We start from the raw sequence: 14,300 nt of genomic DNA, 5'->3' as shown, positions 1-14,300 counted from the left end.
CGAGGCGCGGCTTGTCAGCCCCCAAGTCATGGCTGGGGAACGGACTACGGTGATCACCGCGACGGCCGGTCCCGGCCGTCCCAGCGGGCCGCGCGCATGTCGGCCCGCGCGCCGCGGAACGGGGTGCCCTCCTCGCGCCACCGGGCCAGGCATTCGGCCTCGAGACCGGGCGCGGGGGTGCCGTCGGCGCGGATCACCCTCCACCACGGCACGGCTCCGCCCCACAGCGACATCACACGGCCGACCTGCCGCGGGCCGCCCTCGCCGAGATACTCGGCGACGTCTCCGTACGACATCACCTTGCCGCGCGGGATCCGCTCGACCAGGTCGAGCACCCGCTCCGCGTACGGCGGCGGCTGGCCGCGGCCGTCCCTCAAGCGCTCCACTCGGTCGGCCCGGCCGCGATGATCTCTTCGAGCTTGCCGAACTCGTAGGTGGACGATCCGTTGATCTGCTCGACGACGCCGTTCCTGATGCCGTACGCCTCGCCGTCCTCACCCACGAGCCGGGCCCCCATAAGATCGGTGAGAAGTGCCAGCTGGGCGACCTGCCAGTCGGACCCGGGCCGGCCGAAAAGCCGTCCTGACCAGGTCGCGATCGGGTGCACGGAGTCGCCGTGGCGCGCGACGACCTCGCTCGCCTCGTGCGACCCGCGCAGCTCGAATCCGGCCCGCGCCGAGACGCTCGCGAGTTCGGCGTAGGCGAGCGGTGCATCCCGCTCTACGCGCAGCTCGTACCCCATGAGCCGCGACCCTAGCGAAATTTGACCTGGCCTTGTCACCGGAAACACGAACATCGGGAAGACCGCGTCCGAAATGCTGCAGAACGGCGGCCAACATGTGATCACCGGCGGCGGAGCGCCACGGCCGCGGCGCAGAAACCGCCGATTCCGAGTGCCACGGCGATGCCGTAGATCCAGAGCCTAACCGGATCCGGCCCCGGGCGCGCGGGCCCCTGCGAGACCGGGCCCTTGCCGAAATGCGCGTCGTCCTGCACCGAGGACGCGTGACCATATCCGGTCAGCTCCGCGGCCTTCCGCAGGGCCGCCGCCGCGTCCACAACGCCGAATCCGATTTTGTCGTCGTAACCCGCGGACGGATGAGGTCGGGATGTCGCCGTCAAAGCACGCGACACCAATTCCGGCGGCAAATCCGGATATCTCGCCTTTATTAGTGCGATAGTGCCCGCGACGAGCGCGCTGGCCACACCGGTCCCCGACACGGCCCCCCGGCGGCCCCCTGCGAGGGTGACGGGCACGCGGTCCCCCGGCGCGGCGACCAGGACTGAGAGGTTGTCACTGCTGCCCGGCGTCTTGGCGCCCTTGCGGTCGACGGCGGCGACGCCCACCACTCCCGGGTAGCCCGCGGGGAACGCCCAGTAGGAGGTGCCGTTCTGCCGGGCGTACGGCGACCGGCCGGCGTCCCCCACCGCCGCGACGACCACCACGCCCCTCGCCAGCGCGAAGGAGATGGCGTCCCGCTCCACGCGGTCCACCGCGTACGCGGGGACGGGCAGGCAGATGACCTTGGCGCCCCGGCCGGTCGCATAGCGGATGCCGCGCGCGAGCGGACTGTCCTGTGTCTCCGCGGGTGTCTCTCCCGCCGGGCCCTGCGACTCGACCGAGCCGCCCTCGGGACGGCTCCTGACCACGGGGAGGGACAGCACCCGCGCCTCCGGCGCGATCCCGGACGTCCCCCCGCCGCGCCCGCTCCCGGCGATCGCCGAGGCCAGCGCGGTCACGTCGTCGCCCGGCCGCACCGTGTCGTCGCCGAACATCGCGCCCGTCATGTCAGGCCCGCGCTCGACCCGGCCGCTCAACTCGGGCACGCCGGCATCGGGCTGCCCACTGCCGAGCAGGGCGACGGTCACGCCCGCGCCCCTGCTGACCTTCCAGGCGGCGGCGGCGTTGACGGCGTCGAGCGCCCACCGCGAGTCCTCGCCGCCGGGTGCCGGCGCCGCCGCGACCGCCGGTCCGGTCCCCAGGAGGACGGCCGTGAGCGCCGCGCAGAGGAAGGCCGGCCTCAGCACACGTTCCCCTGGGTGCAGCGGGGAACGTCGGGCGGCTCTCCCAGGGCGCGCGCGATGCGCCCGGCCACGGTCTCGGCCACGGGCCACATCTCGCTGTTCACCTGTTCCTCCAGGGGGACGGAGGCACGCGTCCTCCCGTCGGTGTACCCCACAGCGGAGAAGACGATGTACGGCCCGGCGCCCACCCATCCGGTGCGCTGGCGCTGGGCCGCGCCGAAGGTGTCGGTGACCGTGCCGGGGAAGGCCACGGGCCGTACGCCCACCCGGTCGTCCACGGGCAGTTCGCCCGCCGCGTCGGCGCGGGCCTGCTCACTCGGCAGCACGGCGACGCCCACGGTGACGGCGAACGTCGAGGTCTGGTCGACATAGGTGGCGCGCAAGACGGCCTGGCAGCCGTGCTTGCGCAGCACCGACGCCACCGGCGAGTCGACCGCCGCGGCGCACGCCGCCTCGGGGGCGATGCCCACCCTGCGCGCGTACTGCTGGGCGCGGCCGAGTGCCGTGTACGGAAGCTCCTCCGGGAAGACCATGCCCGCGGGCCACGCGCGCCACCGCCGGGCCACGTCCTCGGCCACGTAGCGGGCGCGCTCGGCGTCGGTGAGCGGCCTGGACCTGTTCTCCTGGATCAGCCCGACCGACCCCAGCAGCACGTTCACGGCTGCGACGGCGAGGACGACGCCCATGATCGTCAGATAGAGCGAGCGGAAGCGGATGCCGCGCTCGAGTTCGGCCCGCTCCCTGGCCGCCTGGGCCGCGGCGGCCCGTCCCCTCGACGCCGTCCAGGGCCGCGCGCGGGCGCGGCGCGCGGACGCGCCGAGCGGCAGTGCCCGCGGGCCCGCCCGCCGGACACCGGACGGCGTCCGCGCCGTCTGCGGGCTGCGGGACTGCTCGGGCGGCATACCTCGATGCTACGTCGGCAGGCCCGTCGGCCAAGGAGCCGGCGGCAGCGCGTCGTCTTCCTCCCGCTGTCGTCTGCGCGCCCGCCGGGTGAGCACGAGCAGGACGGCCACACCCGCGCCGGAGCCGGCGAAGGCGCCGAGCGCGATGGCTCCGCAGAGGAGGATCCCGCCCGTGTCGCGCCGTACGACCACGATGGGGTCCTGGTCGTTCGCGGCCGAGCGGACGGCACGTGCGGGGCTCTGCACGCCCGCCCCCGACGCCGTGGCGCGGTGGCGGGCGAGGGTGGCCGCGACGCTCAGCGCCCGGTACGCGTTGACCACCCCGAACCCGGTGCCGGTGTTGTACGGCCCCTTCCTGGCCGGCGACGACGTGAGCGCCTGCGCGACGAGGGCGGGCGACATGCGGGGATAACGCGACTTGATCAGCGCGGCGACGCCGGAGACGAGCGCGGTCGCCTGGGAGGTTCCCCGGCCGACCCAGTACTCGTCGCCGGGACCGGCTCCGAGGACGTCGACGCCCGGCGCGGCCACCATCACCGAGGAGTTGCGGTTGGAGAACGAGGCCCGCCGCAGCGTGGACGTGACGGCGGCCACCGAGATCACGCCGGGGATCGCCGCCGGGTAGGAGTACGGCGCGGTCCGCTTGCCCGCGCCGTCGTTGCCCGCCGCGGCGACGAGGACGACGCCCTTGGAGATCGCGTACCTGATCGCCGTACGCTCGTCCTTCGTCGGCATGTCCTTCGACAGCGACAGGTTGATGACCTCGGCACCGTGGTCGACGGCGTAGCGGATGCCCTTGGCGACCACGGCCTCATACCGTGCGTCGGAGTTGAACGTGCGGAACCCGGGCTCCTCGTCCTCGAGGATCACCCGTACGGACAGCACCCGGGCCTCCGGCGCGATGCCGATGATGCCGTCGGCGCCGCCTGGGCCGTGCCCGTGCCCGGCGATGAGCGAGGCCATGTACGTGCCGTGCAGGCGCACCGGCTGCACCCCGCGCGGGTTGGCCCCGGCCGTGAAGTCCCTTCCGGTGACGACCGATCCGGCGAGGTCGCGATGATCGGGATCGACACCCGAGTCGAGGACCGCGACGGTCACGCCCCTGCCTCTCGTCAGCCGCCAGGCGTCATCGGCGTCGAGCGTGCGCAGCACGTCCTGCTGGCTGAGCCGTACGTCGTCGGCCCTGGCCGGGCCGGGAACGAGGAACGCGCCGCCCGACAGGGCGAGCGCGGCGGCGGACGCCGCGAGGACCGCGCGGCGCAGCGCGGTCAGCACCGCCACTCCTTGGCGGTGCAGTCCGGGGACGCCGGCGCGGTGAGGATCGCGCCGACCTCCTCGGCCAGGTCGGCCGTGAACGAGAACATGGTCTCCCGCTGCTCCCCGAGCGCACGGGCCGGGCGCCCGTCGACCTGCCCCGCCGTCGTCATCACGAGGTACGGCCCGGCCGTACGCAGGGTCAGCGACTGGCGCCCGCTCGCGGTGAAGCGGTCGGTCACGGTGCCGGGAAACGGGAGGGCGCGCAGCCCGGGGGCGGCCGACCCATCGCCGGGGAAGACGGGGATGGCCGAGCGCGCCCTGAGCTCGTCGGGGAAGGCCGCCACGCCGATCGTCACCACGACGCCCTGCAGGGCGTCGAGATAGGTGGCCCGCAGGATCGCGCGACAGCCGGCCGCCGTCATCTGGCCGGCGATGGCCGTGTCGACGGCGCCGCGGCAGTCGGTGCGCGAGGAGATGCCCACCCGCCGCGCCAGCTCACGCCCGCCCTGCTCGCTCGTGTAGGCCAGGGTGGCGGGGAAGATCCGGCCGGCCGGCCAGCGCTCCCACCGCAGCGCCGTCTCGGCCGCCTGCGCCTCGCGCAACTCCGCGGCGCTCGGTCCTCTCGTCAGCTCGGCCACGGCGGCGCTGGCCGCGATCCCGCCGACGATCGCGCAGACAAGGGTGATCGCGGAGGCCACGGCCACGGCCGGCCAGGTCCGCGTCTCGCCCACTGCGCCTCCGTTCCCTTCGCGGCCTCCCTCCTCCAGTGACCTTAACGCGACCTACCGCCCGCCATCCCCACAAATGCCCTCGGAAAGTACTTGACGCTTCGGAAAGTGAAAAGTACTTTCCAAGTTGGAAAGAGCATTGGGAGGAGCCTCCATGAACCCTGAGGAAGCGGCGCGCAGCCTGGCGGCGATCCGGCAGACGCAGATGAAGGCGGTCAGGTCCCGGCCCTGGTTCCCGACCTGGTACGTGGTCGCCGTCGGGCTGTTCGTGACCGGTGTGCAGTTCGTCACCGAGCCGGGCACGCCCGTTCCGGTGATGGTGATCACGGGCGTCCTGCTGTTCGCCGGCATGGGCGCGCTGGTCGCCGTCTTCGTCCGGACGCGTGCGATGACGACTCACCGCAGCCTGATTCGCCTGGACGCCATGGCGCTCTTCGCGCTCTGGCTCCTCCTGAGCATCGTGATCTGCCTGGCCGTCGCCTTCCGCCTGGACGCGGCCGAGGTGGCCTACGCCCGGACGTACGGCGGCCTCGCCATGACGGCGTTCCAGCTCGTGACCGGGCCCTTCGTCGGGCGCCGGATCTCCGCGTTGCTCGCCCGGGGGATCGAGAGCCGCTCGTGATGGAGCTCGATCCGGTCATCCACGCGCCGACCCGGCTGCAGATCGTCTCGCTGCTCGCGGCGGCCGAGGAGGCGGAGTTCGGGTTCGTCCGCGACACCGTCGGCGTCAGCGACTCCGTCCTGTCCAAGCACGGCAGCGCGCTGGAGAGCGCCGGATACGTCGCCGTACGCAAGGGATACGTGGGCAAGCGACCCAAGACGTGGTTCAAGCTCACGGACCAGGGACGGGCGGCGTTCGCCGCGTACGTCGAGAACCTGCAGCGCATCGTCGCGCCCAGCGGCCTCAGCGTGGTGCCGGACGAACGCGTTTAGCGCGTGAACGGCGACGGCCGCCGCCTCGTCCGGAGGCGGCGGCCGTCGTCGTGTCGTCGCGGATCAGTAGGTCGGCAGGCTGGGGTCGACCGTCTTGATCCAGCTCAGCACGCCGCCGCCCACGTGGACGGCGTCGGAGAAGCCGGCGTTCTTGAGGACCGCGAGCACCTCGGCCGAGCGGGCGCCCGACTTGCAGTGCAGCACGATCTTCTTGTCCTGCGGCAGCTTCTCCAGGGCCGAGCCGTTGAGGAACTCGCCCTTGGGGATCAGCACGGCGCCGGGGATGTTGACGATCTCGTACTCGTTCGGCTCGCGGACATCGATGATCATGATGTCCTCGCCCCGCTCGCGCATCGCCTCGAGCTCGCCCGCGGTGATCGTGCTGCCCGCGGCGGCCTGCTGCGCCTCGTCGGAGAGCGTGCCGCAGAACGCCTCGTAGTCGATCAGCTCGGTGATCGAGGGGTTCTTGCCACAGAGCGGGCACTCGGGGTCCTTGCGGACCTTGACGTCGCGATACTTCATCTCGAGCGCGTCGTAGATCATCAGGCGGCCGACGAGCGGCTCGCCGATGCCGGTGATGACCTTGATGGCCTCGTTCACCTGGACGGATCCGATGGACGCGCACAGCACGCCGAGCACGCCACCCTCGGCGCAGCTCGGGACCATGCCCGGCGGCGGGGGCTCGGGGTAGAGGCAGCGGTAGCACGGGCCGTGCTCGGCCCAGAAGACGCTCGCCTGGCCGTCGAACCGGTAGATGGACCCCCACACGTACGGCTTGCCGAGCAGCACCGCCGCGTCGTTGACCATGTAGCGGGTGGCGAAGTTGTCCGTGCCGTCCACGATGAGGTCGTAGCCGGAGAAGATGTCCATCACGTTGTCGGTCGTGAGAGCGACGTTGTGGATGATGACGTTGACCAGCGGGTTGATCTCGCGCACACTCGCGGCGGCCGACTCGGCCTTGAGGCGGCCCACGTCCGACTGCCCGTGGATCACCTGGCGCTGCAGGTTCGACTCGTCCACGACGTCGAAGTCGACGATGCCGAGCGTCCCGACACCGGCCGCGGCCAGGTACAGCAGCGCGGGAGAGCCCAGGCCGCCCGCGCCCACACACAGCACCTTGGCGTTCTTGAGGCGCTTCTGACCCGCCATGCCGACGTCGGGGATGATCAGATGGCGCGAGTAGCGGCGCACCTCGTCAACCGTCAGCTCTGCTGCCGGCTCTACCAGCGGTGGCAACGACACAGTCCCACTCCTGCTTTCCGTGTCCCGTTTTCGTGCCAATGGTCGCGCTCGGCTCCATGGGCCCAACACAAGCTCTTCTCACAACTTAACCGGGGTGGCCCCGCATTCCCCAATCACGCTGTTCGGCGCAGGGGCGTTCTCGTGTAGGCCAGCAGGCGGCGCGCCTCCCGGGCCACGAGCTCGGGATACTCCATCTGCGCCACGTGACCGGCGTGCGGAAGTGTGATCAGGCGCACGTCGCGGAAGACCCGTCCGGCTCGGTGCGCCATGCGGGCGTGGACCAGCCGGTCGCGCAGGCCGTACACGACGAGGGTGGGCGCGGAGACCCGCTCGGCCTGCCGCCAGAGGTTGTCGGGGCCCACGCGGAAGTACTCGCGCACGATCGCGCGGGCGCAGCCGACCATGGCCGCCCCCGCGTGCGGCAGGCCGTCGCGGCGGCGCAGCTCCTCTATCGCCTCGTGCAACCGCTCCGGGTGGACCCGCCCGGCGTCGGCGTAACACATGCTGAGCGTCGCCTGGACGCGCCGCTCCGGCGGCAGCGCGCTGAGCCAGCGGACGGCCAGCTCGCCCAGGCGCGGGGCGGCCGACATGGCGATCCTGGCGGGGCCGTACCTCGGCCGCAGGTCGGGCAGCGCCGGCGAGACCAGCGTCAGCGACCTGACGAGGTCGGGCCGCGTGGCCGCGACCCGCACCGAGACCGCGCCGCCCATGGAATTGCCGAAAAGGTGGACCGGCCCCTCTCCCAGAGCCTCGACGAGCCGGACCAGCGCCCTGGCGTGGGCGGGCACCGAATAGTCGCCGTCCACGGGCTCAGGGGAGTGCCCGGCCCCCGGCAGGTCGAGGGCGACCCCCCGCACCTCGTCGGAGAGCTCGCCCATCAGGTCGGTCCAGTTGGTCGCAGAGCCCGCCAGGCCGTGCACGTATACAGCGGTCTCGGGCGGCCCCTTCGGGGTCGTCCGCACATGGATGCGCGTGTCCCCCACGTCGATGAGCCGGCCGGGCCACGGTGGAATCGGCTCGACACCCACGCGTCCTCCCCTGTTCGCCTCGTGCTTCTCGACCATAACCCTGCCCGTACGCCACCTCGGGAGGCACTCCCGCTACCCGGGGGACGCGGGATCGATCATCCGGGTTCGCCCCGATCAGCGAGAGCGACATAGGGGCAATATCACCCTCATTCGGACATTTCGAAATGCGGATACGAATCGCAATTCGGACCAAAGTGATCCTATCGGTGCCAACGATGCCAATAAAGCGATAAGTGAATGGCAAAAGCCGCCGACCGCCGTTTGTCGCTCCTACGGTGAGGAAAACAAGACAATGCAGGGATGATCCACCAAGGGTCATCAGTAAGGGCATTTTCCGAACGACTTGGAAAACGCCGGAGTGTCGGGGCAACAATCCTTCAAGGAGGACATGAAATGCCCAAGTTCAACAACCTGGTCGGGATCCTCGCGATCAGCGCCGCGCTCACCGGTGGTGCCGTCACCCTGGGTACCGCTGTCGCCGCCACCAGCGCGAACGCCGCGACCGTCATGGGCGGCTACGTGGGCGGCGGTGGCTACTACCCCTACGCGAACTACAACCGCAATTCGCAGCGGCAGAAGCACAAGGCGCTGAACGGCAACAAGAACAAGAACAAGAACAAGACGAAGCAGTGGCAGCACGAGCGGCAGAACCAGGGCCAGAACCAGTTCCTGCTGCGTGACTTCACACTCGTCCTCACGCCGTTCCAGAAGACGGACACCGACGCGCGGGCGCTTCCGTACAACTGGCAGTACGGAAACACGCAGTCGTACCCGTACACCCGTACGAACAGCTACAGCGACCAGTTCAACAACCCGCGTCAGGGCCAGGACTCCCTGGCTCAGCCGAAGACGAACACGGCCACCGAGGTCGACCCGCGCGTGAAGAAGAAGGACATCGACGCGGACATCGACGTGAACATGGAGAAGGAGAAGAAGAACGACCGCGACTACCGGCCGGAGATCGTGCCCTGACCGGATCCGCACGAGCGGCCTCGGTGAACGTCCCGGCCACGGCGGGTGACGCGGAAGCCGACGGCCACCCCGTACTCGTGACCCGCGGCCTCACCTGAGGCACGGCCCGCGAGCGACGGAAGACACACGCGAGCGATGGAGCGGCGGACACCGCCCGGCGGGACGGGCGGCGACCGGATGACCGTGAGAGACGGCACCGGCGCCACCCGTCCGCCGCTCCGTCCGCGGTCGAACGAGCAGTTGAGAGAGCAGAGCACCGGCGGCGTGTCCGAGGAGAGGACCGCCGGTGCCAGGCGAACGCATCGCGCCGCGTCACACACGACGGCGCCGAACCCACTATCACCCGCCCTGGTCCCTCACCGGACCGGGCCGGGGTCGCGATATTCAGAGGAGAAACACCCAAATGTCCGCGTTGAAGAACATCGCCGGGCTTCTCGCCCTCGGCACCGCGCTGAGCGGCGCGGCCATCGCGCTCGGTGGCGCCACCGCCGGCACGGCCAGCGCAGCGACCGTCATGGGCGGGTACATTCCCGCTCCGTCCGGCGGTGTCCGTTACGTCCGGCCGAGCTACAACTACAACAGCAACCGGCAGCGCCAGGGGCACAAGGCGCTGAACCGCAACAAGAACAAGAACAAGAACAAGAACCACGAGTGGCAGCACGCTCGTCAGTCGGAGAACCAGAGCCAGTTCCTGCTGCGTGACTTCACGCTCGTTCTCACGCCGTTCCAGAAGTCGTCGAACGGCTCCGCCGCGGTTCCGTGGAACGCCCAGTGGTCGCAGAACTCCACGATCCCGACGACGAACACCAGCGACTACAACCAGATGCACAACCGGCCCTGGCAGGACCAGTCCTCGCAGGCCGACCCGCGCACGAACACGGCCACCCAGATCAACCCGCAGGCCAAGACCAAGGATGTCGACGTCGACGTCGACGCCGACATCCGCAAGGAAGACATGAAGAGGAAGGAGCACGGGCCGCGGGACGAGGACATCACGCCCTGATTCGGGACCTACCGCGTCGCCGGATGAACGGCTGTGATGAGACCCGGGCCGCGTGCTCGGAGATCGATTGAAGGGCGCCCGTGCTCACCGTGCCCGTGGACCGCGTCCACGGGCCTCCGGGGAGCACGGGCGCTCCTCGCTGTCCGCGATCCCCTGTCCCCCACCGCTCGCCAGGTCCGGCCGCGCGACGTCCGCGGACGCGGACTTCAGGCCGCTCCCCAACGGACCCGAGGCCCGGCCGCGTCGCGACTCCCTCCCGGCCGGCACGGCGCTCGCCCGAATCGGCCCGCCCCTGCCCCGCCTTCCCCCCGGCCCCGCCTTCCTCCTGCCTGCCGCGCGGCCTCACGCCGTCGTACGCACGCCGGCATGGCGTGCCCCACCGGCCGCACCCAGCCGTCTTTCCGTTTCCCCGTTTCCGCGTTTCCGCTGCGAACGCCTCACGCGTCCGGCGTTCACCGTGCCCCGGCACGCCGTCCGCCTGCGCCACCGCCGACCCGGGATGAGAATCGGACATTCTAGGACAAGTCGCCCTTTATTATTCTAAGTCCCGCCATAAAGCCCTAATAGCTGATCAAAGGCTACAGAGGTGCGTTTGTCGGGCTCGCGCGTCGGACATCAACGTATCGCAGGAACCCGGCCCACGGGGGCCATAGAGATATTTCTCTCGAATCTCCAGTGAGAGAAATATCGGAGGATGCGGGGAATTCCAATCCTTTCAAGGGGGACAGCAATGCCTAAGTTCAAGAACGTTCTCGCCGGCCTCGCACTCGGCACCGCGATCGCGGGGGGTGCGATCGCCATGGGCGCCACAGCCGCGAGCGCCAGCTGTGGAGACGGCTTCTTCGGTATGGGCGGCATGCCCTGCAACAACAACACCTTCGTTCCCATCGGGCTGAACAACAACAACAACTGCGGCAACTTCAACAACAACAACTGCAACAACAACAACTGGTGCAACAACAACCAGAACAACAGCTTCTGGAACAACCAGAACTTCTGGAACCAGAGCGCTTTCTGCGACAACCTGGACAGCGACTCCAACTTCGCCATCGTCGGCCCCTGCGCCACGATCGCCTTCAGCGACAAGACCAACCGCGAGAGCAACTGGTTCAACAACGGCCAGTTCAACAACAACTCGTGGTGGAACAACAACAACTGCAACAACTGGAACAACTGCAACAACGACAACAACTTCTGCAACTGACCAAGGCGGGGCCGGCAACGGCCCGCGAGACGACCGCGCCGCTCGAAATCCTGCCAGGTGAAGGGATGACGAAAACGGCCGGCCACACCGTCCTCCACCGCCTTGACAGGAGAACGGCGCCCTGAGGCGCAGTCACGTTCCCGCGGCGTCGCAAGCTCCGTGAGCACTCCAACGCTCCGGGAACGGCCGTTCGATCCAGCAGAGACAAGGGCTCCGGCGAGACTCTCGCCGGAGCCCTGACTTTTTCCCCCGTACGGCGGGCTCAGGCACGGAGCCCGAAGCGACGAATTCGCGTGCAGGCCTCGGACAGCATGGGGGCCCTCCAGGAGGCCACTCCCGGCCCGGCCGGGCAGGCCACAGCCATTCGGCAGCGGCACTCAAGCGGACGACGCCCACAACGCCGCAGGCGCTTAGGCCGTCGCCTCCGTTTCCGTCGCACAGCCGAGCTCCGACGCGTGAACGCTCCCGCCCGAAACCGGTCAATCGAGACATTTCTCTCTTAATACCTCTAAGTCAGTTCATAAGACTCTAACTAGTGATCAAAAGGCTTAGATGGCCGTTTGTCAGGCCAGTGAGCTGGAAATCATGACAGCACAGGAAGTTAGGGCCCAATTGGGGGCCCGAAGGATATTTCCCACAACAAAGAGAAATGTCCTAAACAAATTCAGGGATACTGAATCCTGTCAAGGGGGACACGCATGTCCAAGCTCCACAAGATCATCGCCGGTGTCGCGCTCAGCACCGCCGCTGTCGGCGGCGCGCTCGCCCTGGGTGCCGGTGCTGCCGGCGCCGCGACCAGGACCGGCGACGTCGACCGTCCCATCGTCCGGGACGGCCTGGCCAACGGTGTCGACGACAGCACGGGCGGCATCGCCCAGGGCAACAGGGGTATCGGCGAGCGCGGTGATCGGGAGAACGTCTTCCCCGTCTTCTTCAACCCGAACAACAACAACAACTTCGAACGGAACGACCGCAACCAGAACCAGAACCAGAACGACAACAACAACTGGTGGAACAACCAGAGCTTCTGGAACCAGGGGGCGTTCGCCGACCGGCGGGACGACTTCTCCGGTTTCGGCCTCGTCGCCAAGGACGTCGCGATCGGCTTCCAGGACAAGACGAACAAGGACAACACCTGGTTCAACAACAACTGGTGGAACAACAACAACTGGTGGAACTGCAACGACAACAACTGGTGGAACAACAACAACAACGACCGCGTGAACTGAGAAGGCAGGTCCAGCGGCTCCTGCGAGACGATCGCGCCGCTCCGGGAAGGTGACGGATCCGGAGAACCTCCCACGAGGTCTCCGACCCCGGCACACGGACTGGCGCCGTTGAGTGCAGAGACACGTTCCTCGATTGGCCGGCCGCTCGCTCACCGAGCGACGGCGGCCTGAACGGGGACGGCCGTCGATCCTCCTACAGTGACAACCAAGGGCTCCGGCGGGAAGGTTCCGCCGGAGCCCTGCTCTTTTCCCTGACCGCGGTCATCGCCACCACCCACTTCCCTCCGCGGCCTTTTCCCCGGCCCACGATCTCAGCCACTCCCCCGCCTCGCCCGACGTGAGCGGGATGACGTGCGGGCGACGGCACGCTCCCCGCACCGACCCCACCGCATCGCAATGCGGGTAAGTCGGCCCCCAACTCGCCGAGCGTCAGAACGTGGCCGCGCCAGGGGGGCAAATCGTACCTATCACTACATAAGGAGCATTATCCATCGAATCAAGCCTATACGCAGCTAATCATTAATCAAAAGCAGCAGGCATCAGTTTGTCGGGCCGCCCGGCAGGAAATCACCCTAGCGTCGGAAGCAAGGCTCAATAAGAGCCAGTAAGGAATTCCCGTCCGCAGCATGCGGACGAGAAATGCCGACAGACACAGGGCAATTCGAAATTGAATCCTGTCAGGGAGGAACCATAATGCCCAACCTCAAGAAGATCTTCGCAGGGCTCGCGCTCAGCACCGCGGTCGTCGGCGGGGCCGTCGCCATGGGTGCCACGGCCGCCAGCGCCGACGACAACCCCTTCTTCACGAAGAACGTCGACCGCCCCATCGCCAAGGACGGCGCGGCCAACGGCGTCGACGACAGCACGGGCGGCATCGCCCAGGACAACAAGAAGGGGGATGACTCCTTCCCGCGCGCGTTCTTCCCGAACAACAACAACCGGGAGCGCAACGACCGCAACCACAACATCAACGACCGCAACCAGAACAACATGTGGGACACCAACAACTGGTGGGGCCAGAACCTCTACAAGGATGACAAGGCTGGGCACGACGCCTTCGGTCTCGTCGCCAAGGACGTCGCCTTCGGCTTCCAGGAGAAGGACGACCGCGCCTTCAACTGGCTCAACAACAACTGGTGGGCCGACCAGAACTGGTGGGACAACAACAACAACGACTGGTGGAACCGTAACGACCGCGAGCACACCAACAACGCCAAGAACAACAACAACAACGTCTGATCCGCGAGGCCTGACGCCTCGCGCGACACCGCGCCGTCCGGTCGGGTGACGGGAGTCGGTGGGCGGGACCGTCCACCAGTTCCGCTCCGCCACGGGCCGGGGACGACGGCGCCGGTGAGTGCAGCCAGGTGTTTCCAGCGCATCCGCGCAGCGAGCGACGGGAAGCCTGGAAACACCTTCCACCGGATGGCATGAGACAAGGGCTCCGGCGAGATCCTCGCCGGAGCCCTGACCTTTTCCGGCGCCCGATTCCGCCCCGCCACCACCCCACGCACCGTCCTGAGTGAGCCGGCTCCCGAGGGCCGAAGCGAACGAGAATGTGGGATTGAGCGACACCGCGGCGGGGAAGCAAAGCGGGCCCTACCCCGGATCCCGCACGGACACGTCAGACATGAACGTCGATCAGGTCAGTGGTCACCTAACCCGGGGCTTCGCACCACAACGCGAGCCCAAATTCCCTCCGGCCCAGTTTGCCGGCAGGCCACATCGGCAATTAAGACGCCAGGGCGATGACCGGACATACAGGACATCACCCGGA

The 14,300-nt window shown here is 68.7% G+C and carries 15 protein-coding genes; 7 read left to right on the top strand and 8 right to left on the bottom strand.

Annotation, left to right across the window (positions count from 1 at the left end; genetic code table 11):
* Window positions 1–53: 53 nt before the first annotated feature.
* From HHX35_RS18525 to HHX35_RS18500, 6 genes are all read right to left on the bottom strand, one after another.
* Window positions 54–377 carry an MGMT family protein gene (locus HHX35_RS18525; RefSeq protein ID WP_220505560.1) on the bottom strand — a complete coding sequence of 108 codons (324 nt, stop codon included), beginning with the start codon at window positions 375–377 and terminating at the stop codon, window positions 54–56.
* Window positions 374–742: a hypothetical protein gene (locus tag HHX35_RS18520; RefSeq protein WP_182900020.1), complete on the bottom strand. Its 369-nt coding sequence runs from the start codon at window positions 740–742 to the stop codon at window positions 374–376. Before HHX35_RS18520 ends, HHX35_RS18525 begins: the two co-directional genes overlap by 4 nt.
* A 101-nt stretch (window positions 743–843) precedes the next feature.
* Window positions 844–2,028 carry a S8 family serine peptidase gene (locus HHX35_RS18515; protein ID WP_182900019.1) on the bottom strand — a complete coding sequence of 395 codons (1,185 nt, stop codon included), beginning with the start codon at window positions 2,026–2,028 and terminating at the stop codon, window positions 844–846.
* Complete coding sequence (locus tag HHX35_RS18510; RefSeq protein WP_259405152.1) at window positions 2,022–2,927, bottom strand: hypothetical protein; 906 nt, start codon at window positions 2,925–2,927, stop codon at window positions 2,022–2,024. Before HHX35_RS18510 ends, HHX35_RS18515 begins: the two co-directional genes overlap by 7 nt.
* Before the next feature lie 9 nt (window positions 2,928–2,936).
* The gene (locus HHX35_RS18505; RefSeq protein WP_139579268.1) at window positions 2,937–4,202 is read right to left on the bottom strand and encodes a S8 family serine peptidase; all 1,266 of its coding nucleotides are present in this window, start codon (window positions 4,200–4,202) and stop codon (window positions 2,937–2,939) included.
* Window positions 4,196–4,915 carry a hypothetical protein gene (locus HHX35_RS18500; protein ID WP_310739162.1) on the bottom strand — a complete coding sequence of 240 codons (720 nt, stop codon included), beginning with the start codon at window positions 4,913–4,915 and terminating at the stop codon, window positions 4,196–4,198. Before HHX35_RS18500 ends, HHX35_RS18505 begins: the two co-directional genes overlap by 7 nt.
* A 151-nt stretch (window positions 4,916–5,066) precedes the next feature.
* Here HHX35_RS18500 and HHX35_RS18495 point away from each other — a divergent pair, with 151 nt between their 5' ends.
* Together HHX35_RS18495 and HHX35_RS18490 are read left to right on the top strand one after the other, a co-directional pair.
* Window positions 5,067–5,534 (top strand): hypothetical protein, encoded by a 468-nt coding sequence (locus HHX35_RS18495; protein WP_182900018.1) that lies wholly within the window; start codon window positions 5,067–5,069, stop codon window positions 5,532–5,534.
* A complete protein-coding gene (locus HHX35_RS18490) occupies window positions 5,534–5,845 on the top strand; it encodes a transcriptional regulator (protein WP_182900089.1) in 312 nt (103 codons plus the stop codon). Before HHX35_RS18495 ends, HHX35_RS18490 begins: the two co-directional genes overlap by 1 nt.
* A 63-nt stretch (window positions 5,846–5,908) precedes the next feature.
* On the opposite strand, the gene moeZ is transcribed toward HHX35_RS18490, so the two are convergent.
* Both moeZ and HHX35_RS18480 read right to left on the bottom strand, forming a co-directional pair.
* Entirely contained in the window at window positions 5,909–7,087 is a 1,179-nt protein-coding gene (gene moeZ, locus HHX35_RS18485) for an adenylyltransferase/sulfurtransferase MoeZ (protein WP_139579271.1), read from the bottom strand.
* 113 nt (window positions 7,088–7,200) lie between these two features.
* Entirely contained in the window at window positions 7,201–8,115 is a 915-nt protein-coding gene (locus HHX35_RS18480; protein WP_182900017.1) for an alpha/beta fold hydrolase, read from the bottom strand.
* Between the two features lie 393 nt (window positions 8,116–8,508).
* Between HHX35_RS18480 and HHX35_RS18475 the strand changes: the two genes are divergently transcribed.
* The 5 genes from HHX35_RS18475 to HHX35_RS18455 all read left to right on the top strand — a co-directional run bounded on the left by HHX35_RS18475 (window position 8,509) and on the right by HHX35_RS18455 (window position 13,762).
* Complete coding sequence (locus HHX35_RS18475) at window positions 8,509–9,087, top strand: hypothetical protein (RefSeq protein ID WP_182900016.1); 579 nt, start codon at window positions 8,509–8,511, stop codon at window positions 9,085–9,087.
* Between the two features lie 403 nt (window positions 9,088–9,490).
* On the top strand, window positions 9,491–10,090 hold the full coding sequence (locus tag HHX35_RS18470; RefSeq protein WP_182900015.1) for a hypothetical protein: 600 nt from the start codon (window positions 9,491–9,493) through the stop codon (window positions 10,088–10,090).
* Window positions 10,091–10,820: 730 nt separating this feature from the next.
* Window positions 10,821–11,294 carry a hypothetical protein gene (locus HHX35_RS18465; protein WP_182900014.1) on the top strand — a complete coding sequence of 158 codons (474 nt, stop codon included), beginning with the start codon at window positions 10,821–10,823 and terminating at the stop codon, window positions 11,292–11,294.
* A 698-nt stretch (window positions 11,295–11,992) separates the two neighbouring features.
* On the top strand, window positions 11,993–12,523 hold the full coding sequence (locus HHX35_RS18460) for a hypothetical protein (protein ID WP_182900013.1): 531 nt from the start codon (window positions 11,993–11,995) through the stop codon (window positions 12,521–12,523).
* 693 nt (window positions 12,524–13,216) lie between these two features.
* Window positions 13,217–13,762, top strand: a complete 546-nt coding sequence (locus tag HHX35_RS18455) for a hypothetical protein (protein WP_182900012.1) — start codon at window positions 13,217–13,219, stop codon at window positions 13,760–13,762.
* Window positions 13,763–14,300 lie beyond the last annotated feature (538 nt).

The sequence above is a fragment of the Microbispora sp. H10830 genome (assembly GCF_014161375.1).
Lineage (GTDB): Bacteria > Actinomycetota > Actinomycetes > Streptosporangiales > Streptosporangiaceae > Microbispora > Microbispora catharanthi.
The sequence above is the reverse complement of the archived record's forward strand: the minus strand, read 5'-3'. Positions and strand labels throughout refer to the sequence as shown.

Bases quoted from the DNA above. Each gene is read 5' to 3' on its own strand.
- HHX35_RS18520 (WP_182900020.1), bottom strand. From the start codon at position 742: ATGGGGTACGAGCTGCGCGTAGAGCGGGATGCACCGCTCGCCTACGCC.
- HHX35_RS18510 (WP_259405152.1), bottom strand. From the start codon at position 2,927: ATGCCGCCCGAGCAGTCCCGCAGCCCGCAGACGGCGCGGACGCCGTCC.
- HHX35_RS18495 (WP_182900018.1), top strand. From the start codon at position 5,067: ATGAACCCTGAGGAAGCGGCGCGCAGCCTGGCGGCGATCCGGCAGACG.
- HHX35_RS18490 (WP_182900089.1), top strand. From the start codon at position 5,534: ATGGAGCTCGATCCGGTCATCCACGCGCCGACCCGGCTGCAGATCGTC.
- HHX35_RS18475 (WP_182900016.1), top strand. From the start codon at position 8,509: ATGCCCAAGTTCAACAACCTGGTCGGGATCCTCGCGATCAGCGCCGCG.
- HHX35_RS18470 (WP_182900015.1), top strand. From the start codon at position 9,491: ATGTCCGCGTTGAAGAACATCGCCGGGCTTCTCGCCCTCGGCACCGCG.
- HHX35_RS18465 (WP_182900014.1), top strand. From the start codon at position 10,821: ATGCCTAAGTTCAAGAACGTTCTCGCCGGCCTCGCACTCGGCACCGCG.
- HHX35_RS18460 (WP_182900013.1), top strand. From the start codon at position 11,993: ATGTCCAAGCTCCACAAGATCATCGCCGGTGTCGCGCTCAGCACCGCC.
- HHX35_RS18455 (WP_182900012.1), top strand. From the start codon at position 13,217: ATGCCCAACCTCAAGAAGATCTTCGCAGGGCTCGCGCTCAGCACCGCG.